The organism is Bradyrhizobium sp. ISRA464 (assembly GCF_029910095.1).
Taxonomy (GTDB): domain Bacteria; phylum Pseudomonadota; class Alphaproteobacteria; order Rhizobiales; family Xanthobacteraceae; genus Bradyrhizobium.
Genome location: NZ_CP094526.1, coordinates 5,206,405 through 5,223,941, shown reverse-complemented (window position 1 = coordinate 5,223,941; position 17,537 = coordinate 5,206,405). Strand labels below are relative to the sequence as shown.

16 protein-coding genes are annotated in these 17,537 nt (G+C 65.3%); 12 read left to right on the top strand and 4 right to left on the bottom strand.

The window, feature by feature from the left end:
- Positions 1 to 98: 98 nt before the first annotated feature.
- From MTX19_RS24580 to MTX19_RS24570, 3 genes are read left to right on the top strand one after another with little or no spacing between them, the layout of a single operon-like run.
- Positions 99 to 2,378, top strand: a complete 2,280-nt coding sequence (locus MTX19_RS24580) for a TonB-dependent siderophore receptor (protein ID WP_280979701.1) — start codon at positions 99 to 101, stop codon at positions 2,376 to 2,378.
- Between the two features lie 44 nt (positions 2,379 to 2,422).
- The gene (locus tag MTX19_RS24575; RefSeq protein ID WP_280985507.1) at positions 2,423 to 3,517 is read left to right on the top strand and encodes a PepSY-associated TM helix domain-containing protein; all 1,095 of its coding nucleotides are present in this window, start codon (positions 2,423 to 2,425) and stop codon (positions 3,515 to 3,517) included.
- Complete coding sequence (locus MTX19_RS24570) at positions 3,514 to 3,708, top strand: hypothetical protein (RefSeq protein ID WP_280979698.1); 195 nt, start codon at positions 3,514 to 3,516, stop codon at positions 3,706 to 3,708. The genes MTX19_RS24575 and MTX19_RS24570 overlap by 4 nt, the downstream gene beginning before the upstream one ends.
- A 15-nt stretch (positions 3,709 to 3,723) precedes the next feature.
- On the opposite strand, the gene MTX19_RS24565 is transcribed toward MTX19_RS24570, so the two are convergent.
- Positions 3,724 to 4,650 (bottom strand): LysR family transcriptional regulator, encoded by a 927-nt coding sequence (locus MTX19_RS24565; RefSeq protein WP_280979697.1) that lies wholly within the window; start codon positions 4,648 to 4,650, stop codon positions 3,724 to 3,726.
- A 170-nt stretch (positions 4,651 to 4,820) separates the two neighbouring features.
- Here MTX19_RS24565 and MTX19_RS24560 point away from each other — a divergent pair, with 170 nt between their 5' ends.
- From MTX19_RS24560 to MTX19_RS24520, 9 genes are all read left to right on the top strand, one after another.
- The gene (locus tag MTX19_RS24560) at positions 4,821 to 5,840 is read left to right on the top strand and encodes a class 1 fructose-bisphosphatase (RefSeq protein ID WP_280984874.1); all 1,020 of its coding nucleotides are present in this window, start codon (positions 4,821 to 4,823) and stop codon (positions 5,838 to 5,840) included.
- A 10-nt stretch (positions 5,841 to 5,850) separates the two neighbouring features.
- Positions 5,851 to 6,726, top strand: coding sequence for a phosphoribulokinase (locus MTX19_RS24555; protein WP_280972377.1), 876 nt, complete (start codon positions 5,851 to 5,853; stop codon positions 6,724 to 6,726).
- The gene (gene tkt, locus MTX19_RS24550; RefSeq protein WP_280979696.1) at positions 6,723 to 8,735 is read left to right on the top strand and encodes a transketolase; all 2,013 of its coding nucleotides are present in this window, start codon (positions 6,723 to 6,725) and stop codon (positions 8,733 to 8,735) included. The genes MTX19_RS24555 and tkt overlap by 4 nt, the downstream gene beginning before the upstream one ends.
- Positions 8,736 to 8,747: 12 nt before the next feature.
- Positions 8,748 to 9,830: a class II fructose-bisphosphate aldolase gene (gene fba / locus MTX19_RS24545; RefSeq protein WP_280979695.1), complete on the top strand. Its 1,083-nt coding sequence runs from the start codon at positions 8,748 to 8,750 to the stop codon at positions 9,828 to 9,830.
- Positions 9,831 to 9,857: 27 nt separating this feature from the next.
- Positions 9,858 to 11,321, top strand: a complete 1,464-nt coding sequence (locus MTX19_RS24540; protein WP_280985506.1) for a form I ribulose bisphosphate carboxylase large subunit — start codon at positions 9,858 to 9,860, stop codon at positions 11,319 to 11,321.
- A gap of 12 nt (positions 11,322 to 11,333) precedes the next feature.
- The gene (locus tag MTX19_RS24535) at positions 11,334 to 11,759 is read left to right on the top strand and encodes a ribulose bisphosphate carboxylase small subunit (RefSeq protein ID WP_280979693.1); all 426 of its coding nucleotides are present in this window, start codon (positions 11,334 to 11,336) and stop codon (positions 11,757 to 11,759) included.
- A 109-nt stretch (positions 11,760 to 11,868) separates the two neighbouring features.
- Entirely contained in the window at positions 11,869 to 12,792 is a 924-nt protein-coding gene (cbbX, locus tag MTX19_RS24530; RefSeq protein ID WP_280979692.1) for a CbbX protein, read from the top strand.
- Positions 12,789 to 13,505, top strand: a complete 717-nt coding sequence (locus MTX19_RS24525) for an HAD family hydrolase (protein WP_280979691.1) — start codon at positions 12,789 to 12,791, stop codon at positions 13,503 to 13,505. Before cbbX ends, MTX19_RS24525 begins: the two co-directional genes overlap by 4 nt.
- A gap of 108 nt (positions 13,506 to 13,613) precedes the next feature.
- Entirely contained in the window at positions 13,614 to 14,447 is an 834-nt protein-coding gene (locus MTX19_RS24520) for an inositol monophosphatase (protein ID WP_280979690.1), read from the top strand.
- A 23-nt stretch (positions 14,448 to 14,470) separates the two neighbouring features.
- Here the strand turns inward: MTX19_RS24520 and MTX19_RS24515 are convergent, their stop codons facing one another.
- The 3 genes from MTX19_RS24515 to MTX19_RS24505 form a co-directional block, all read right to left on the bottom strand.
- A complete protein-coding gene (locus MTX19_RS24515) occupies positions 14,471 to 15,385 on the bottom strand; it encodes a PaaI family thioesterase (protein ID WP_280979689.1) in 915 nt (304 codons plus the stop codon).
- A gap of 937 nt (positions 15,386 to 16,322) precedes the next feature.
- A complete protein-coding gene (locus MTX19_RS24510; protein ID WP_280979688.1) occupies positions 16,323 to 16,853 on the bottom strand; it encodes a substrate-binding domain-containing protein in 531 nt (176 codons plus the stop codon).
- Positions 16,850 to 17,356 (bottom strand): LacI family DNA-binding transcriptional regulator, encoded by a 507-nt coding sequence (locus tag MTX19_RS24505; RefSeq protein ID WP_280979687.1) that lies wholly within the window; start codon positions 17,354 to 17,356, stop codon positions 16,850 to 16,852. The genes MTX19_RS24510 and MTX19_RS24505 overlap by 4 nt, the downstream gene beginning before the upstream one ends.
- Positions 17,357 to 17,537: the final 181 nt, after the last annotated feature.

Below are 17,537 nucleotides of genomic sequence, written 5' to 3'. Positions count from 1 at the left end.
ATTAGAGAAATCTTCATCCCTCGCGTAAGCCCGAGCAACGGCACGCCGGATGCGAAATCGGCGCGCCATGGGACTCCGTTACAGTTGGGCAGGGCGCATTGAACCATTCATGTCTATTGCGGATCGCCGCGTCGGCGACCGCATCCGCATTGGCATTGTTGCCGCATTCATCCTTTGCGCAGGGGACGACGACCTCGTCGCAGCAATCCGGCGCGCGGGCGTTGCCGCCAGTGGTGGTTGCGTCTCCCGAGACGCGGCGGCGAACGACCACTGCGGCGCCACGTCGCATCCAGCGCGCTGCGCGGCCAGCCGCGTCGCAAAAACCTCCGCCGGTTCGCAATGTCGGCCTTGTCGAGAGCCCGCGCGGTCCGATCCAGGGCTATGTCGCCCACCGCAGTTCGTCCGGAACCAAAACCAATACCCCGATCATGGAGACGCCGCAGTCGGTGTCGGTGGTCGGGAGCGAACAGATCCGCGACCAGAAGCCCGGCAAGTTCGACGAGACGCTGCGCTATTCGGCCGGTGTGCTTGCCGGCACGTTCGGCGCCGACACGCGCAACGATTGGTTCCTGATCCGCGGCTTCAAGTCCGACGACGTCGGTCTGTTCCTCGACGGGATGCAGCTCTTCTACACATCCTATGCGAGCTGGAAGCTGCAGCCGTTCGATCTCGAGCGCGTCGAGGTGCTGCGCGGTCCCTCGGCGGTGCTGTATGGCGGCTCCAGCCCCAGCGGCATCGTCAACGCGATCAGCAAGATGCCGCCGGCGGAGCCGATCCGCTATATCGAAACCGGCGTCAACAATTTCGGCAATGCCTATGTCGGCTTCGACGTCGGTGGTCCGGTCGCGACGCAATCGCAGGACGGCAAGCTGTTCTATCGCGTGGTGGGCCAGGTCCAGAATGGCGGTACCCAGGTCAACTTCACGCCCGACAACAACTACTTCATTGCGCCGTCGGTGACCTACAAGCCGGATGCCGACACCACCTTCACCGTGCTCGCGTCCGCCTCACGCAACGAAACGCGCGGCATCAACTTCCTGCCCTATGTCGGTACCGTCACCAACGCGCCGTTCGGTCGGATTCCGACCAGTCTGTTCGTCGGCGATCCCTCGATCGATACCTTCACGCGCGAGCAGGAAATGCTCGGCTATCAGTTCGAACGCAATCTCTCCGACAACGTGACCTTCCGCCAGAATGCCCGCTTCGCGCATGTCGACGTGACGTATAGAGGCCTGGTCGGCAATGGCTATACCGACATGGCAGCCGGCGATCTCGGTCGCTACAACTGGTATGCGAAGGACACGGCCAATCAGGCCAATCTCGACAACCAGCTCGAATATCGCTTCGATACCGGCCCGGTCAAACACACGATGCTGTTCGGGCTCGACCTGCGCGACTACCGGATCGACGACTACCAGAACTTCCAGTTCGGCACGACGCCGTCGCTCAACGTGTTCAACCCCGTCTACGGCCTTGGAAGTCTGCCGTTCACGAGCGCGCCGTTCCGCAATTACCTGATCACGCAGGAGCAGCTCGGCACCTATTTGCAGGACCAGATGAAGCTCGGTCGCTTCACGCTGGTGCTGAGCGGTCGCAACGACTGGGTGTCGACCAGCCAGGGTGACCGGCCGAGCGGCGTCACGCTGTACAATCGTGAGGACAGCAAGTTCAGTGGCCGCGCCGGGCTGATCTACAATTTCGACAATGGGGTCGCGCCCTATGTGTCCTATGCGACCAGCTACAATCCGGTGATCGGCCTCAACGCCTCGAACCAGCTGTTGCTGCCGGAGACCGGCCAGCAGACCGAGGTCGGCGTCAAGGTCGAGCCGAAGGGCTTCGACGGCCATTTCACCTTCGCCTGGTTCGATCTGAAGCGTCAGAATGCGCTGACGACCGATCCGAACAACCCGCTGCTGCAGAACCAGACCGGCGAGGTCACCTCGCGCGGCTTCGAGGTCGAGGCCGTCGCAAATCCCTTGCCCGGGTTGAAGCTGATCGGCGCGCTCACGACCTACGATCTCTTCACCAGCAAGGACCTCAACCCGGCCCTGATCGGCAAGACTCCGACCAACACGCCGCAGCAGATGGCATCGATCAGGGCGGACTACACCATCCAGCAGGGTCCGTTGACCGGCTTCGGCTTCGGCGGCGGCGTGCGCTACGTCGGTTCGTCCTTTGCCGATCAGGCGAACACGCTGGAAGTCCCCTCGGTGGTGCTCGGAGACGCTGCGATCCACTATGAATGGCAGGGCTGGCGCGCCGCGCTGAACGTCGTCAACATCGCCGACACGATCTATGTCGCGAGTTGCGCAGGCACGACCTCCTGCTTCTACGGCGACCGGCGGCGCATTACCGCGAGCCTGGGTTACAAATGGTGACGGGGGGGCGGCTGAAGGCGCGAACCGTTAGGATCTGGTCGCTGGTGCATACCTGGACCAGCCTGATCTCAACCGTATTTCTGTTGTTGCTATGCCTCACCGGGCTGCCGCTGATCTTCCACCACGAGATCGACGAGGCGCTCGGCTATGCGCCGCAGCCGGAGGCCGCAGCCGGGCGGCCGCCGCTGCCCGCGCAGCAGGTCGTACAGGCTGCGCTCGCAGCCGACCCGGGACGAGTGATGCAGTATGTGTCGTGGGACAAGGATGAGCCGGGCGCCGTCATGGCGTTCACCAACAATGCACCTGACGGAAGGCCCGATGACGCGACCGTGCGTGCCTTCGATGCGGTGACGGCGAAGCCGCTCGGGCTAGTCGGGGTCGGCCCGATGCTGATCGTGCTGAAGCTGCACACCGACATGTTTGCGGGCCAACCCGGCAAGCTGTTCCTCGGCGGGATGGGACTGCTGTTCGCGGTCGCGATCGTTTCCGGCGTGGTGCTGTATTGGCCGTTCACCCGCCGTATGCGGTTTGCCACCATCCGCGACCGTTCGGCGCGCCGGGTCGCCTGGCTCGACTGGCACAATCTGATCGGCGTGGTCACGATCGTCTGGGCGCTGGTGGTCGGGCTGACCGGCGTGATCAATACCTGGGCGGAGCTGATGCTGAACCAGTGGAAGGCAAACGAGCTCGCCGAGATGGTGAAGCCCTATGCCGGCAAGCCACCGCCGGTGAAGCTCGCGCCGCTCGATCTGGTCGTGGCGAACGCGAAGCAGGCCGCGCCCGGCATGGACGTTGCGTTCGTCGCATATCCCGGAACGCCGTTCACCTCGTCGCATCACTACGCCGCCTTCATGCGCGGCGATACGCCGCTGACCTCGCGGCTGCTGAAGCCGGTCCTGCTCGACGGCGAAACCGCAGAGGTTTCGGATAAAAGGGCGCTGCCCGCCTATCTGCAGGCGCTCCTGATCTCGCAGCCGCTGCATTTCGGCGACTATGGCGGCATGCCGCTGAAGATCATCTGGGCCGTGCTGGATATCCTTACGATCATCGTGATCGGCAGCGGGCTCTATCTCTGGTTCGCACGGCGGCGGAAGCGGGCGCGGGCCACGCCGATGGGTCACGCGGTGCCGGCTCAATGACGTCTTCCTCCGGTCGATCGCAGGGCTGGATCGCGGTCTTTTGCGTGCCCATCGTGCTCGGGCTCTTGTCGATGGCGGGGCTGCTGGCCGCGCTGCTGTTCGGCGACGTCGGCCGTTATCTGTCCTGGCTCGCGGTTGGCGCGCCGGTGCTGGTGATCGCCTGGACCTGGTTGCGGCTCAAGTTTCGCTAATAGATTGAACCGCGCCTACCGCGTGTTCGGCAGATAGCGCCAACCCTCCTTGCCGAGAAAGTCCATCATGGCCTGCGCCGGCGGCAGCAGGATCTTGTCGGTGCGGCGGACGGCGTGCCACTGCCGGATGATCGGCAGTCCCTTCACCTTCAGCACCACAAGCCGTCCGTCCTCCAGCTCGTGAAACACGGTGTGCTGGGAGATGAAGGCGATGCCGAGCCCGGCCATCACCGCCTGTTTGATGGTCTCGTTGCTGTCCATCGCCATGCCGATCTTCGGCGTCAGCCCGACCCGCTCGAAGAACTGCTCCATCAGCATGCGCGTGCCGGATCCCTGCTCGCGGGTGATGAAGGTCTCGCCGGCGAGCTCCAAGACGGCGACGTGACGCCGTCGTGCCAGCCGGTGATCGGGCGCGGCGATGATGAAGTGCGGATGCCGGCCGAGCGGTCGCATCTCGACCTCGACGTCGGCCGGCGGCCGGCCCATCACGGCAATATCGAGGTCGTAGCCACGCAGCGCATCGCGGATCTCCTCGCGGTTGCCGATCCTGAGCGTGACCTCGATTTGGGGAAAGCGGCGCGAGAACGCCGCGATCGCGAACGGCACGAAGTATTTCGCGGTGCTGACCGCGCCCATCGCGACGCGTCCACCGCTGCGGCCTGCGATCATGTCGAGCGACTGCTCGCAATCCTTCAGCGCCGCTTCGATCCGTTCGACCAGCGTCAGCACATGGGCGCCGGCGTGCGTCAATGCCATGCCGTCGCCGGTGCGCTGGATCAGCGGGAGCCCGGCGAGTGCCTGCAGGTTGCGGAGCTGGAGCGTCACTGCCGGCTGCGTCAGGTTGAGGCGATTGGCCGCCGACGTGATCGAACCGGCCTCGTGCACCGCGGACAGCGCGCGCAGCTGGCGGATGGTGAGATCCCGCGTGAAGTAGCCGGCCATGGTGAGCCCTCCCATAAGGAATACTTTGGCGAGACCAAAGATAATAAAATTTCCCTAATTCGGCAATTCGCGCGTTGATAGTGGCGAGGCGACTCCGGTGGGGTCGCCGGTCGAAGCCTCGGCAAAGTGGGCGCGATCAAAGGGAGAGGCCCGTGGAGATTCGTCCTTCGTTGCATGCCCATCTGGAGTGGCCGGCGCAGCAAAACCCTTTGCGTGCAGCCACGGTCGCGGTGATCGAGGCGCTCGCCGGCGCAGCGGTCGAGCTCGCACGGACCATTGCTGCCGGCTCCCTTGCCGGGATCGGCGGTGAGAGCGGCGGCATCAATCCCGACGGCGATCGCCAAAAGACCATCGACATCGTTGCGGACAGCCTGATGCGCGACGCGCTGCGGACCGCGCCGGTCGCGGCCGTGTTGTCGGAGGAGGCGGAACTGCCGGAGACGCTCGACGCCGATGCGCCACTTTGCGTCGCGATCGATCCGCTGGACGGATCTGCCAATCTCGAGAACAACATCTCGGTCGGCACGATCTTCTCGATCAGGCCGAAAGCACACGACATCATCTCGACCTTCTTCGAGCCCGGCACCGCGCAATGTGCCGCCGGCTGCTTCATCTACGGCCCGCAGACCGTGCTAGTGCTGGCGCTCGACCAGCGTGTCGACTGCTTCACGCTCGATCCGCGCACCGGAGAGTTCGTCCTGACCGGGCGCGATCTGCGGGTGCCGCCGGATGCGTCGGAATTCGCCATCAACGCGTCGAACCGACGGCACTGGAGCGGCGCGGTGCGCAGCTACATTGACCGGTGCCTTGCCGGCGTCAACGGTGAGCACGGCCAGGATTTCAACATGCGCTGGATCGGCTCGCTGGTGGCCGAGGCCTACCGTATCCTGATGCGCGGTGGCGTGTTCCTCTACCCTGCGGATGCGCGCCCGGGCTACCGCGAAGGCCGGTTGCGTCTGCTTTATGAGGCGCATCCGATCGCGCTGATCATGGAATGGGCGGGCGGCGCCGCGTCGAACGGGCGGTCGCGCATCCTTGAATTGTCGGCACGCACGCCACATCAGCGCGTGCCCCTCATCATGGGATCGACGCGCGCCGTGCGCGACGTCGATGCGATCCACCTGACCGTCGAGCCGTTGTTCGAGAGCAGCGATGCCCCGCTGTTCGCACGGCGCGGCCTGTTCCGCTGAGGGGGACCGCATGTCACGTCGACATCCCATCATCTCGATCACCGGCTCGTCCGGCGCCGGCACCACCTCGGTGAAGAAGACGTTTGAGAACATCTTCCGTCGGGAGAATGTGGTCGCGGCCTACATTGAGGGCGATGCGTTCCACCGCTACGACCGCGCCGAGATGCGCAGCAAGATGCTGGAGAAGGCTGAGCACGGCAACAAGCATTTCAGCCATTTCAGCCCCGAGACCAACCTGTTCGAGGAGCTGGAGAAGCTGTTCCGCGACTATGCCGAGACCGGCACCGGAACGACGCGCCACTATGTGCACGACGAGGAGGAGGCGCGGCTTTACGGCGCCAAGCCCGGCACCTTCACCGAGTGGGAGCCGTTGCCGGAAAATTCCGATCTGCTGTTCTACGAGGGCCTGCATGGCGCCGTGGTCACCGACAAGGTGAACGTCGCGCAGCATGCCGACCTCAAGATCGGCGTCGTCCCGGTCATCAACCTCGAATGGATCCAGAAGCTGCATCGCGACCGCAGCCATCGCGGCTATTCCACGGAGGCGGTGACCGACACCATCCTGCGGCGGATGCCCGACTACGTGAACTACATCTGCCCGCAGTTCACCGAGACCGACATCAACTTCCAGCGCGTGCCGACGGTCGATACCTCGAACCCGTTCATCGCGCGCTGGATCCCGACGCCGGATGAATCGATGGTGGTGATCCGGCTGAAGAACCCGCGCGGCATCGATTTTCCCTACCTGCTGTCGATGATCCCGCACAGCTTTATGTCGCGCGCCAACTCGATCGTGGTTCATGGCGCGAAGCTCGATTTGGCGATGCAGCTCATCCTCACCCCGCTGATCCTGCAACTGATCGAACGAAAGAGGCGAACGATATGACCGCACTTGCGTCCGTAGCCAGCCGCCCCGGCGTCAGCCATGCCGAGATGGCGAACGCGATCCGCTTCCTCGCTATCGACGCGGTGGAACAGGCGAAGTCGGGCCACCCGGGCATGCCGATGGGCATGGCCGATGTCGCGACCGTCCTGTTCTCGGACTTCCTCAAATTCGACCCGACCGATCCGGCCTGGCCGGACCGCGACCGCTTCGTGCTGTCGGCCGGTCACGGCTCGATGCTGCTCTATGCGCTGCTCTATCTGACGGGCTACGAGAGCATGACGCTCGACCAGCTGAAGGCGTTCAGGCAGTGGGGATCGAAGACCCCGGGACATCCTGAATATGGTCATACGCCCGGTGTGGAGACGACGACCGGACCGCTCGGGCAGGGCATTGCCACGGCTGTCGGCATGGCGCTCGCCGAGCGGCTGATGAACGCGCGGTTCGGCGACGACCTCGTCGATCACTTTACTTACGTGATCGCCGGCGATGGTTGTCTGATGGAGGGCATCAGCCACGAAGCGATCTCGCTCGCCGGCCATCTGCGGCTCAACCGGCTGGTCGTGCTGTTCGACGACAACCGCATCTCGATCGACGGCGCCACCTCCTTGTCCTGCTCCGACGACCAGGCCGCGCGGTTCAAGGCGAGCGGCTGGAACGTCAGCAGCATCGACGGCCACGATCCGCAGGCCATCGCTGCGGCGATCCGGCAGGCCAAGGCCAGCGATCGTCCGTCGCTGATCGCCTGCCGCACGGTCATCGGGTTCGGCGCGCCGAACCGGCAGGGCAGCGAGAAGGTCCACGGCGCGCCGCTCGGCGCCGAGGAGGTGGGCAAGACCCGTGCGGCGCTCGGCTGGCCGTATCCGGCGTTCGACGTGCCGGATGCTGCGCTGACCGAATGGCGCGCGATCGGCGCGCGCGGCCGCGATGCCCGCCGCGCCTGGATCGAGCGGTCGCGGAGTGCCTGCAACGGCGAGCGTTCCCCGTTCCATGATGCGTTGAACCGGAAATTGCCCTGCGCCTATACCGAGGCGATGGCGACGCTGACGGCGCGCTTCGCGTCTGAGCGGCCGAAGCTCGCGACAAGACAGGCGTCGCAGCAGGTGATCGACGTCATCGCGCAAGCCTTGCCGAACCTGCTTGGCGGTTCGGCGGATCTCACGCACTCCAACCTGACCCTGGCGAAGACCCAAGTGCCGGTTCGGCCGGAAACGCTCGACGGCAGCTACATTCATTATGGCATCCGCGAGCACGGCATGGCCGCCGCGATGAACGGGATCGCGCTGCATGGCGGCTTCATTCCCTATGGCGGCACGTTCCTTTCCTTCGCCGATTACAGCCGGCCGGCGATCCGCCTTGCGGCGCTGATGGGGATCCGCGTCATCCACGTGATGACCCATGACTCGATCGGGCTCGGCGAGGACGGGCCGACGCATCAGCCGGTGGAACATCTGGCTGCGCTGCGCGCCATCCCGAACGTGCTGGTGTTTCGTCCGGCCGATGCGGTCGAAACGGCGGAAGCCTGGGACTGCGCGCTGAAAGCCGAAACCTCGCCATCGATCCTCTGCCTGTCGCGGCAAGCGTTGCCGACGGTTCGCGACGGCACCAAAGACAACCAGGTCGCGCTCGGCGCCTACGTTCTCGTCGAGCCCGACTTCGCGCGTGACGTCACCCTGATTGCGACGGGTTCGGAGGTGTCGATCGCGCTCGAAGCCGCAAAGCTGCTGGCGGAAGCAGGGATCAAGGCCGCGGTCGTCTCGGCGCCGTGCTTCGACCTGTTCCGCCAGCAGCCGAGCGACTATCGCGCAAAGGTTCTGGGCGAGGCGCCGCGCGTCGGCGTCGAAGCCGCAGTCGAAGGCGACTGGGCGAAGTGGCTCGGAGAGGACGGCGAGTTTGTCGGCATGACCGGCTTCGGCGCCTCCGCGCCCGCCGACGTGCTCTACCATCAATTCGGCATCACGCCCGCCGCTGTCACCGCCGCGGCAAAGCGTGTGTCCCGTCGATCGAACTGAAAGGAGGACCCCATGGCTCGGATAACCCTGAGGCAATTGCTGGATCACGCCGCCGAGCGCGGCTACGGCGTGCCGGCCTTCAACATCAACAACATGGAGCAGGGCCTTGCCATCATGGAGGCGGCGGCGGCCTGCGATGCGCCGGTCATCATCCAGGCCTCGCGCGGCGCCCGGGCCTATGCCAACGACATCATGCTGGCGAAGATGATCGATGCGCTGGAGGAGATGTACCCGCAGATCCCGCTCTGCCTGCATCTCGACCATGGCAACGAGGAGGCGACCTGCGCCACCGCGATCCGCTACGGCTTCACCTCGGTCATGATGGACGGCTCGCTGAAGGCGGACGCCAAGACCGCAGCGGACTATGGTTACAACGTCGACATCACCCGCCGCGTCGTCGAGATGGCACACTGGGTCGGCGCCTCGGTCGAGGGCGAGCTCGGCGTCCTCGGCTCGCTGGAGCACGGCGGCGGCGAGCAGGAGGACGGCCATGGCGTCGAGGGCCAGCTCAGCCATGACCAGCTCCTGACTGATCCGGAGCAGGCCGTCGACTTCGTCCGCGCCACCAAGGTCGATGCGCTTGCGATCGCGATGGGCACCTCGCACGGCGCCTACAAGTTCACGCGCAAGCCTGACGGTGAGATCCTGGCGATGCGCGTGGTCGAGGAAATCCATACGCGGCTGCCTAACACGCATCTGGTGATGCACGGCTCGTCCTCGGTGCCGCAGCCGTTGCAGGACTTGTTCAACCAGTTCGGCGGCGAGATGCCGCAGACCTGGGGCGTGCCGGTCGAGGAGATCGTCCGCGGCATCAGGCACGGCGTCCGCAAGGTGAATATCGACACCGATTGCCGCCTCGCGATGGCCGCAGCGTTCCGGAAGGTTGCCGTGCAGGCGAAGAGCGAGTTCGACCCGCGCAAGTTCCTGAAACCCGCGATGGACGCATTGCGCGAGCTCTGCCGCGACCGCTTCGAGCAGTTCGGCACGGCCGGCAATGCCGGGAAGATCAAGGTGGTTCCACTGCCGGAGATGGCCAAGCGCTATCGCTCCGGCACCCTCGATCCGCAGATCGGAAAGATGACACAGGCGGCCTGACGCCGCCGCGAACGACAGGAGATCCACATGAATATGCAGCAGTCGATCACGGTGCGCGGCAAGAATCGCTACAAGTCCGGCGTGATGGAATACAAACGCATGGGCTATTGGGAGCCGAACTACGAGCCCAAGGACACCGACGTCATCGCGCTGTTCCGCGTCACGCCGCAGGACGGCGTCGATCCCACCGAAGCCTGCGCCGCGGTGGCGGGCGAATCCTCGACCGCGACCTGGACCGTGGTGTGGACCGACCGGCTGACCGCCGCGGAAAAATACCGGGCAAAGTGCTACCGTGTCGATCCGGTGCCGAACTCGCCGGGCAGCTACTTCGCCTATATCGCCTACGATCTCGACCTGTTCGAGCCGGGTTCGATCGCGAACCTGACCGCGTCGATCATCGGCAACGTCTTCGGCTTCAAGCCGCTGAAGGCCTTGCGGCTCGAGGACATGCGGCTTCCGACCGCCTATGTGAAGACGTTCCAGGGCCCGGCAACCGGCATCGTCGTCGAGCGCGAGCGGCTGGATAAGTTCGGCCGTCCCTTGCTCGGCGCCACGATCAAGCCGAAGCTCGGGCTGTCGGGCCGCAACTACGGCCGCGTCGTCTACGAGGCGCTGAAGGGCGGGCTCGACTTCACCAAGGACGACGAGAACATCAACTCGCAGCCCTTCATGCATTGGCGCGAGCGTTTCCTCTACTGCATGGAGGCGGTTAACCGCGCGCAGGCCGCGACCGGAGAGATCAAGGGCACCTATCTCAACGTCACCGCGGCGACGATGGAGGATATGTATGAGCGCGCGGAGTTCGCCCACGAGCTCGGCTCCAACATCGTCATGATCGATCTCGTGATCGGCTACACGGCGATCCAGTCGATGGCGAAGTGGGCGCGCAAGAACGACATGATCCTGCATCTGCACCGCGCCGGGCACTCGACCTATACCAGGCAGCGCAGCCACGGCGTCTCGTTCCGCGTGATCGCCAAGTGGATGCGGCTGGCCGGTGTTGATCACATCCATGCCGGCACGGTGGTCGGCAAGCTCGAGGGCGACCCGAACACGACGCGCGGCTACTACGATATCTGCCGCGAGGACTTCAATCCGATGCGGCTCGAGCACGGCGTGTTCTTCGATCAGCACTGGGCGAGCCTCAACAAGTTGATGCCGGTGGCCTCCGGCGGCATTCATGCCGGCCAGATGCATCAGCTGCTCGACCTGCTCGGTGAGGACGTTGTGCTGCAGTTCGGCGGCGGCACGATCGGCCACCCCCGCGGCATCCAGGCCGGCGCCACCGCCAACCGCGTCGCGCTGGAGGCCATGATCCTCGCCCGCAACGAGGGACGCGACTACGTCCATGAAGGGCCGGAGATCCTGGCGAAGGCGGCGCAGACCTGCACGCCGCTGCGCGAGGCGCTCGACGTCTGGAAGGACGTTACCTTCAACTACGACTCCACGGATGCTCCCGATTTTGTTCCCACGCCGAGCATGGCGGTCTGACAGGAGTTTCTCATGCGCATAACCCAGGGCTGCTTTTCGTTCCTGCCTGATCTCACCGACGAGCAGATTTCGGCGCAGGTGCAATATTGCCTCGACAAGGGCTGGGCGGTGAACATCGAGTTCACCGATGATCCGCATCCCCGCAACACCTATTGGGAGATGTGGGGCCTGCCGATGTTCGACCTGCGGGACGCCGCAGGCATCATGAAGGAGCTCGCTGACTGCCGTCGCGTCTATGGCGATCGCTACATCCGGATCTCCGGCTTCGATTCCAGCCACGGCTGGGAGTCGGTCCGCATCTCCTTCATCGTCAACCGGCCACGGGAGGAGCCGGGCTTCCGGCTCGACCGCCGGGAATCCGTCGGGCGCAACATCCGCTACGCGACGCATGCCTATGCCGCCACGCGCCCCGAGGGGGAGCGCTACGCCGACCAGTGACCGCGTCCGGTTGAAGCCAGGCGGATTGCTCCCTCGGCCGTCCTGGTCCGGATGCACTTCTCCGTCGTCGCTGCCGCGCGGCGACGGAGCTTTTCGATGCGAGAGGATGATGACGCAAACACAAGAACAAGTCCGCGAGACGCCAATCGAGACCGTCGACCTCCGGCATGAATTCGCCGATCTCGGCATCGGTGCGGTGCTCGACCAGCTCGATTCCGAACTGATCGGGCTCAAGCCGGTGAAGACGCGCATCCGCGAAATCGCGTCGTTGCTGCTGGTCGAGCGCATCAGGCAGAAGATGGCGCTCGCGACTACATTCCCGACCCTGCACATGTCGTTTACCGGCAATCCCGGCACCGGCAAGACCACAGTGGCGCTCAGGATGGCCGGCATTCTGCATCGCCTCGGCTTCGTACGCCGCGGCCACGTCATCAGCGTCACGCGCGACGATCTCGTCGGGCAATATATCGGCCACACGGCGCCGAAGACGAAGGAGATCCTGAAGAAGGCGATGGGCGGCGTGCTGTTCATCGACGAGGCCTATTATCTCTATCGGCCCGAGAACGAGCGCGACTACGGCCAGGAAGCGATCGAGATCCTGCTGCAGGTGATGGAGCAGCAGCGCGAGGACCTGGTGGTGATCCTGGCCGGATATGGCGACCGGATGGAAAAGTTCTTCCAGAGCAATCCCGGCTTCCGGTCGCGCATCGCGCACCATGTCGACTTCCCTGACTATTCGGACGCAGAGCTGCTCTGGATCGCCGAGCTGATGCTGCAGCAGCAGAACTATCGTTTCTCTCCCGAAGCACGCGAGGCCTTCATCCGCTACATCGCTGCACGCAAGGTGCAGCCCTTGTTCTCCAACGCACGCTCGATCCGCAACGCGCTGGATCGTATCCGGCTGCGCCAGGCCAACCGGATCGTGGCCAAGCTCGATCGCACGCTCACTGCTGACGACGTGATGTCGATCGAAGCCGGCGACGTGCTGGCGAGCCGCGTGTTCACCAAGGGGACGGCAGGCGAAGGACGATGAACCAGGCGCTCGCAGCGATCCGGACCGCCGGGATGCGCGATGTCATCGCGAGCGCCCGCGCGCTGATCTTCGATGTCGACGGGACGCTCGCCGAAACCGAGGAGGTGCATCGCCGCGCCTTCAACGAGGCGTTCGCCGAAGCCGGCCTCGACTGGTCCTGGGACAAGGTCACCTATGGGCGGCTGCTCCGCGTCGCCGGCGGCAAGGAGCGCATCCGCGCGTTCGACCAGCGCAACGCCACTCCGTCGCTGACATTTGCCGATATCGCCGACCTGCACAGGATCAAGACCGCGCGCTATGCCGCGCTGATAGCGGCTGGCGGCTGCCCGCTGCGGCCGGGTGTGAGAGCCTGGCTCCGGAGTGCGCGGAGCCGCGGCCAGCGGCTGGCGATCGCCACGACGACCTCGCATGGCAATATCGATGCGCTGCTCGCGGTCGCACTCGGCCTTGACTGGGCCGATCTGTTCGAGACCATCGTTGCCGGCGACGACGTGCCCCGCAAGAAGCCGGCGCCCGATGTCTATGTCGAGGTGCTGGCCCGGCTCGGGCTCGGGCCGGCGGACTGCATCGCCATCGAGGATTCCGGCAACGGTCTCATGGCCGCGTCGCGCGCCGGCATTCCTGCCGTCATCACCCGCAGCGCCTATTTTGGCGAGGATGACTTCACCGGAGCCTTGCTGGTGGTCGGCTATCTCTCCGAAATCGACTACTGAGGCCACATCCGAGCCGCGGCGAACGGGGAGATCGGATACCAGCATCGCCGGCGGCCACGCGGTCACATTTCTGCTGTAAGATCCCGACTCACCGCAGGAGAACGCCGCGTGAAACTGTCCCATGCCGATGCGCTGATCATCGGAAACATCCTGGCCGACGTCGGCCGCACCGAGATCATGCCGCGGTTCCGCCGCGTGCGGGAGATCGAGGTCCGCACCAAGACCTCCGCCTTCGACGTGGTGACCGAAGCCGATGAGGCTGCCGAGCAGGCGATCTCGGCGGCGCTGCTGCGCGCCTTTCCAGGCGCCGCCATCATCGGCGAGGAGGGGACGGCGCGCGATCCGGCCGCGCTCGATCAGGTCGGCACGGCGGAGCTTGCCTTCATCATCGACCCGATCGACGGCACGCGAAACTTCACCTCCAGCCTGCCGCTGTTCGGCAGCATGGTTGCCGCTACCATGCGCGGCGAGATCGTGTTCGGCGCGATTCACGATCCGGTCTGCAGCGACACCGCCTTCGCGCTGCGCGGCGAGGGCGCCTGGCTCGCGGCCCAGGACGGCAAGCGCCACGACCTCAAGGTCGCCGCAGCCGCGCCGGTCAAAGAGATGGATGCGGTGATCGGCGTCAATTTCGTTCCGGAGCCACTGCGAACCACCGTCACCGGCAACCTGTCGAAACTCGGCATGAGCGCATGGCTGAGATGCTCCGCGCATGAATACCGCATGGCGGCGTCGGGGCATTGCCATCTGCTGTTCTACAACAAGCTGATGCCGTGGGATCACGCCGCCGGCTGGCTGCTGCATCGCGAGGCCGGCGGATACAGCGCGCATTTCGACGGATCACCCTACAAGCCCGTCAATCTGGCGGGCGGGCTGCTGTGCGCACCCGACGAGGCGAGCTGGCACGCGGCGAAGCAAGCGATTTTGACGCCAGGTGGATGAGCGTTCGCGGCGCGTCCAGACGCCTATCCCTCATCGAGGCCCGGCGTCGGCCGCAGCATGAAGTGACCGAAGGCCGACGCGATCGGCTTGGCCGGATCGTCCTGCCAGGCCTGCGCCTCGAACGCGACGACGCGCCGGCCCTGCTTGACGATCGACACCCGGGCGTGGCTGTCGAGCGCACGACCGGAGCGCAGATAGTTGATGGTGAGACCGATCGGCTTCGGCCGCGCCTCGACGCCGAGCTCGCGCGTGACACCGACGATCGCCGTCGTCTCAAGGAAGGCGCCGGTGATGCCGCCATGTATAGCGGGCAGGATCGGGTTGCCGATGATCTGTCGCGAGAACGGCATGACCAGCGTGTCGTCGCGGCCGGCGCGGATTCCGAGACACCGTGCGAACGGGCTGCCGGCGAACGGCCCGTCCGGATCGTCCGCCGCGGCGAGGGTCGGCAACGACGTGCCGATAGCCGATGCGCGATCCATCAGCATGTTGCTCCGGTTGGCATCGATCATGAAGCAGGCAGTCGCGGTGGCGACCGGATCGTCCTCGGACTCCTGGTAGGCGGTCGCGCGCACGAAGGCGATCAGGCGGGTGACGCGATAGCAGACCGCGTGCGCGCGGATATCGAGGCCCGGCGTCGCAGGCTTCTGGTAATCGATCCGCAGGTCGAGCGTTGCGATCGCGCGGCTGCCGTCGAGCGCGAGCTGCACCGCCATGCCGCAGCTCTCGTCGAGCATGGCGGTGACGACGCCGCCATGCAGGACGCCGGTCTCGGTGTCGCCGACGAACTCCGGGCGATAGGCCAGGCTCGACCAGGCTTCGCCGGGCGCGGCCCGATCAAGGCGCAGCCCGCTGATTGCGCCATAGATGGAGCGGCGGGCCTGGATGGCGCGCGTCAGCTCGTCGAACGGGAGGGTTGGGGTCGAGGAGTCTGTCATGGCGATGCTTGTAGACCAAGGCGCCAGGCGGGCAAAGGGGCGCAGGCGCGACGCGCTAGTCGCCAGGATGACGTGGGTAACGTTTCCGATTCAACTGTCAAGGAGCTTGCTCGGTGTCATCACCCGCGCATGCGGGTGATCCAGTATTCCAGAGACGCTGAGCTTGACCGAGAGGCCGCGGCGTACTGGATCGCCCGGTCGAGCCGGGCGATGACAGAAGTGGATGGGGACGCACCCTTGCATTCTCGCGACACGATCTGTCCGAGCTTTGCACTTCGTTCCGCCCTCTCCTTGATCAGAGGGCGCAGGGAAAGCCGGGTGCCGATCGCACCCATGGGTCCCGTGCAAATGGAAAGCTCGGGAGGTAGGACCACAGGTGAAACCGGAGCAATCCCGGCTTTCCCTGCGCGATGGTTTACGGCTTATACGTGCTCTCCCCGGCGAGACTGGGCTTTGTTGTCACCGTCATCAGTGAGAGCTCCTCCTCTTACTGATGAGACACCTGCCGCTAGGGCGTCAGGCCTGCACGACTTCACCGTCCGCCTCATGCGCACTCGTCAGTTGCACATTCGGCGTCCACCGCATCCCAACCCAACACTCGTGACGATCGCGAAGCGCCCCTCAGGCGGGTGAGACGGGCGATTCATACATCAACTTGCAATTCTGATAAACAGAAATATTTCTCACGCGAGGCCTTGCACCGTCGGGCAAATCAGTGATTGGCGTGTTAGGAAGCCACCGGCGAAAGGGTGTTCCCTCCCCCTTGCGGCAGGGCAATCGCATATGACCCCCGCGCACTTCTAGGGCTGGCGTTTCCGCGTCGTCATGCCCGGGCTTGGCTTGTGTCGGGCATCCACGTCTTTCGTCTCTCGTCGTGGGAAAGACGTGGATTGTCGGGACAAGCCCGGCCATGACGGAGAGCGGGAAGTGGACGAAGCTATTTCCGGCCGCGCGGCGACGTCGGCGGCGCGGCGCAGGAATGACGCAGGATAAAGCGCGTCGGCAGGAACACGGGCTCACCGGCCGTGGCCTTGTCACCGTCGCGGATCCGCTCCAGCAGCAGCCGCGCGGCGGTGCGGCCGACTTCGTTCATGTCCCAGCTCAGGGCCGAGATCGCGGGCGTCGCGTGGCGGGCGAGGTCGGTGTCGCCGCTGCACACCAGCGAGACGTCCTGCGGGTAGCGCAGGCCGTTGCTGGTGATCGCCTCCAGCACCTCGGCCAGCATGCTGGTGCCGAGCGAGATGATCGCCGTCGGCGGCTTTGCCGATTGCAGCAGCTGGCACACCGAGCTGAAGGCCGTGTTGGCGCCCTGCATATGCGGTCGGATCAGGCTTGGGTCGACCTCGAGCTTGGCCTCGAGATGCGCCTGCCGGTAGCCGGCAAGCCGCTCCGAACTGGGCAGCACCGCGGCGCTGCCGGTCAATCGCGCGATCCGGCGATGGCCGAGGCCGATCAGATAGCGCGTCACCTCCAGTGCGCCGCCGCGATGGTCGACCCGGACCGAGCCGCTGTTGGGGACCTCGCGGTCGACAGGTCGAGCATCGCCAGCCCCTTCATGAAATCCTTGTGCGCGTTGTCGCCGGCGAACAGCAGCAATCCATCCATCTGGCGCCGGCGCACCGCCGACAGGAACGCCGCCTCGCGCGCCTCCTCGTGCTTGGTCGCGGCCAGCATCAGCAGGAAGCCGGCGCGCTGGAATTCCTCCTCGGCCGCGCTGACCATGCCGGTGTAGTGGGGGTTGGAGAAATCGGCCACCATGCAGCCGATGGTGTTCGAGGCCCGCGAGCGCAACGCCTGCGCCGCCGAGTCCGGCTCGAACCCCAGCCGCTTGACCGCGCGCATGATGCGGGCGTGCAGTTCCGCGCTGGTATAGATGCCGCCGTTGAGCGTCCGGCTGACGCTGCTCACGGACACGCCGGCCTCGGCCGCGACGTCACGAATCGTCGGTCGTGTCCGTCGCGCTTTGGTCATCGGTGGTCGAGTCCTGTCGATCAAGCTGTTGCCGTGTCCGGACCGCAGGCATCCAGGCCGCAGTCATGGATAGCTCGAACCTAATCAGGCTCCGCGGCGAATCTCAAATGATTCCCGCAGGCTGCCGCGCGGGCTGGGCCGACCCGGCGTCAGCCGGTCTGGTCGACGTTCCAGAACAGCG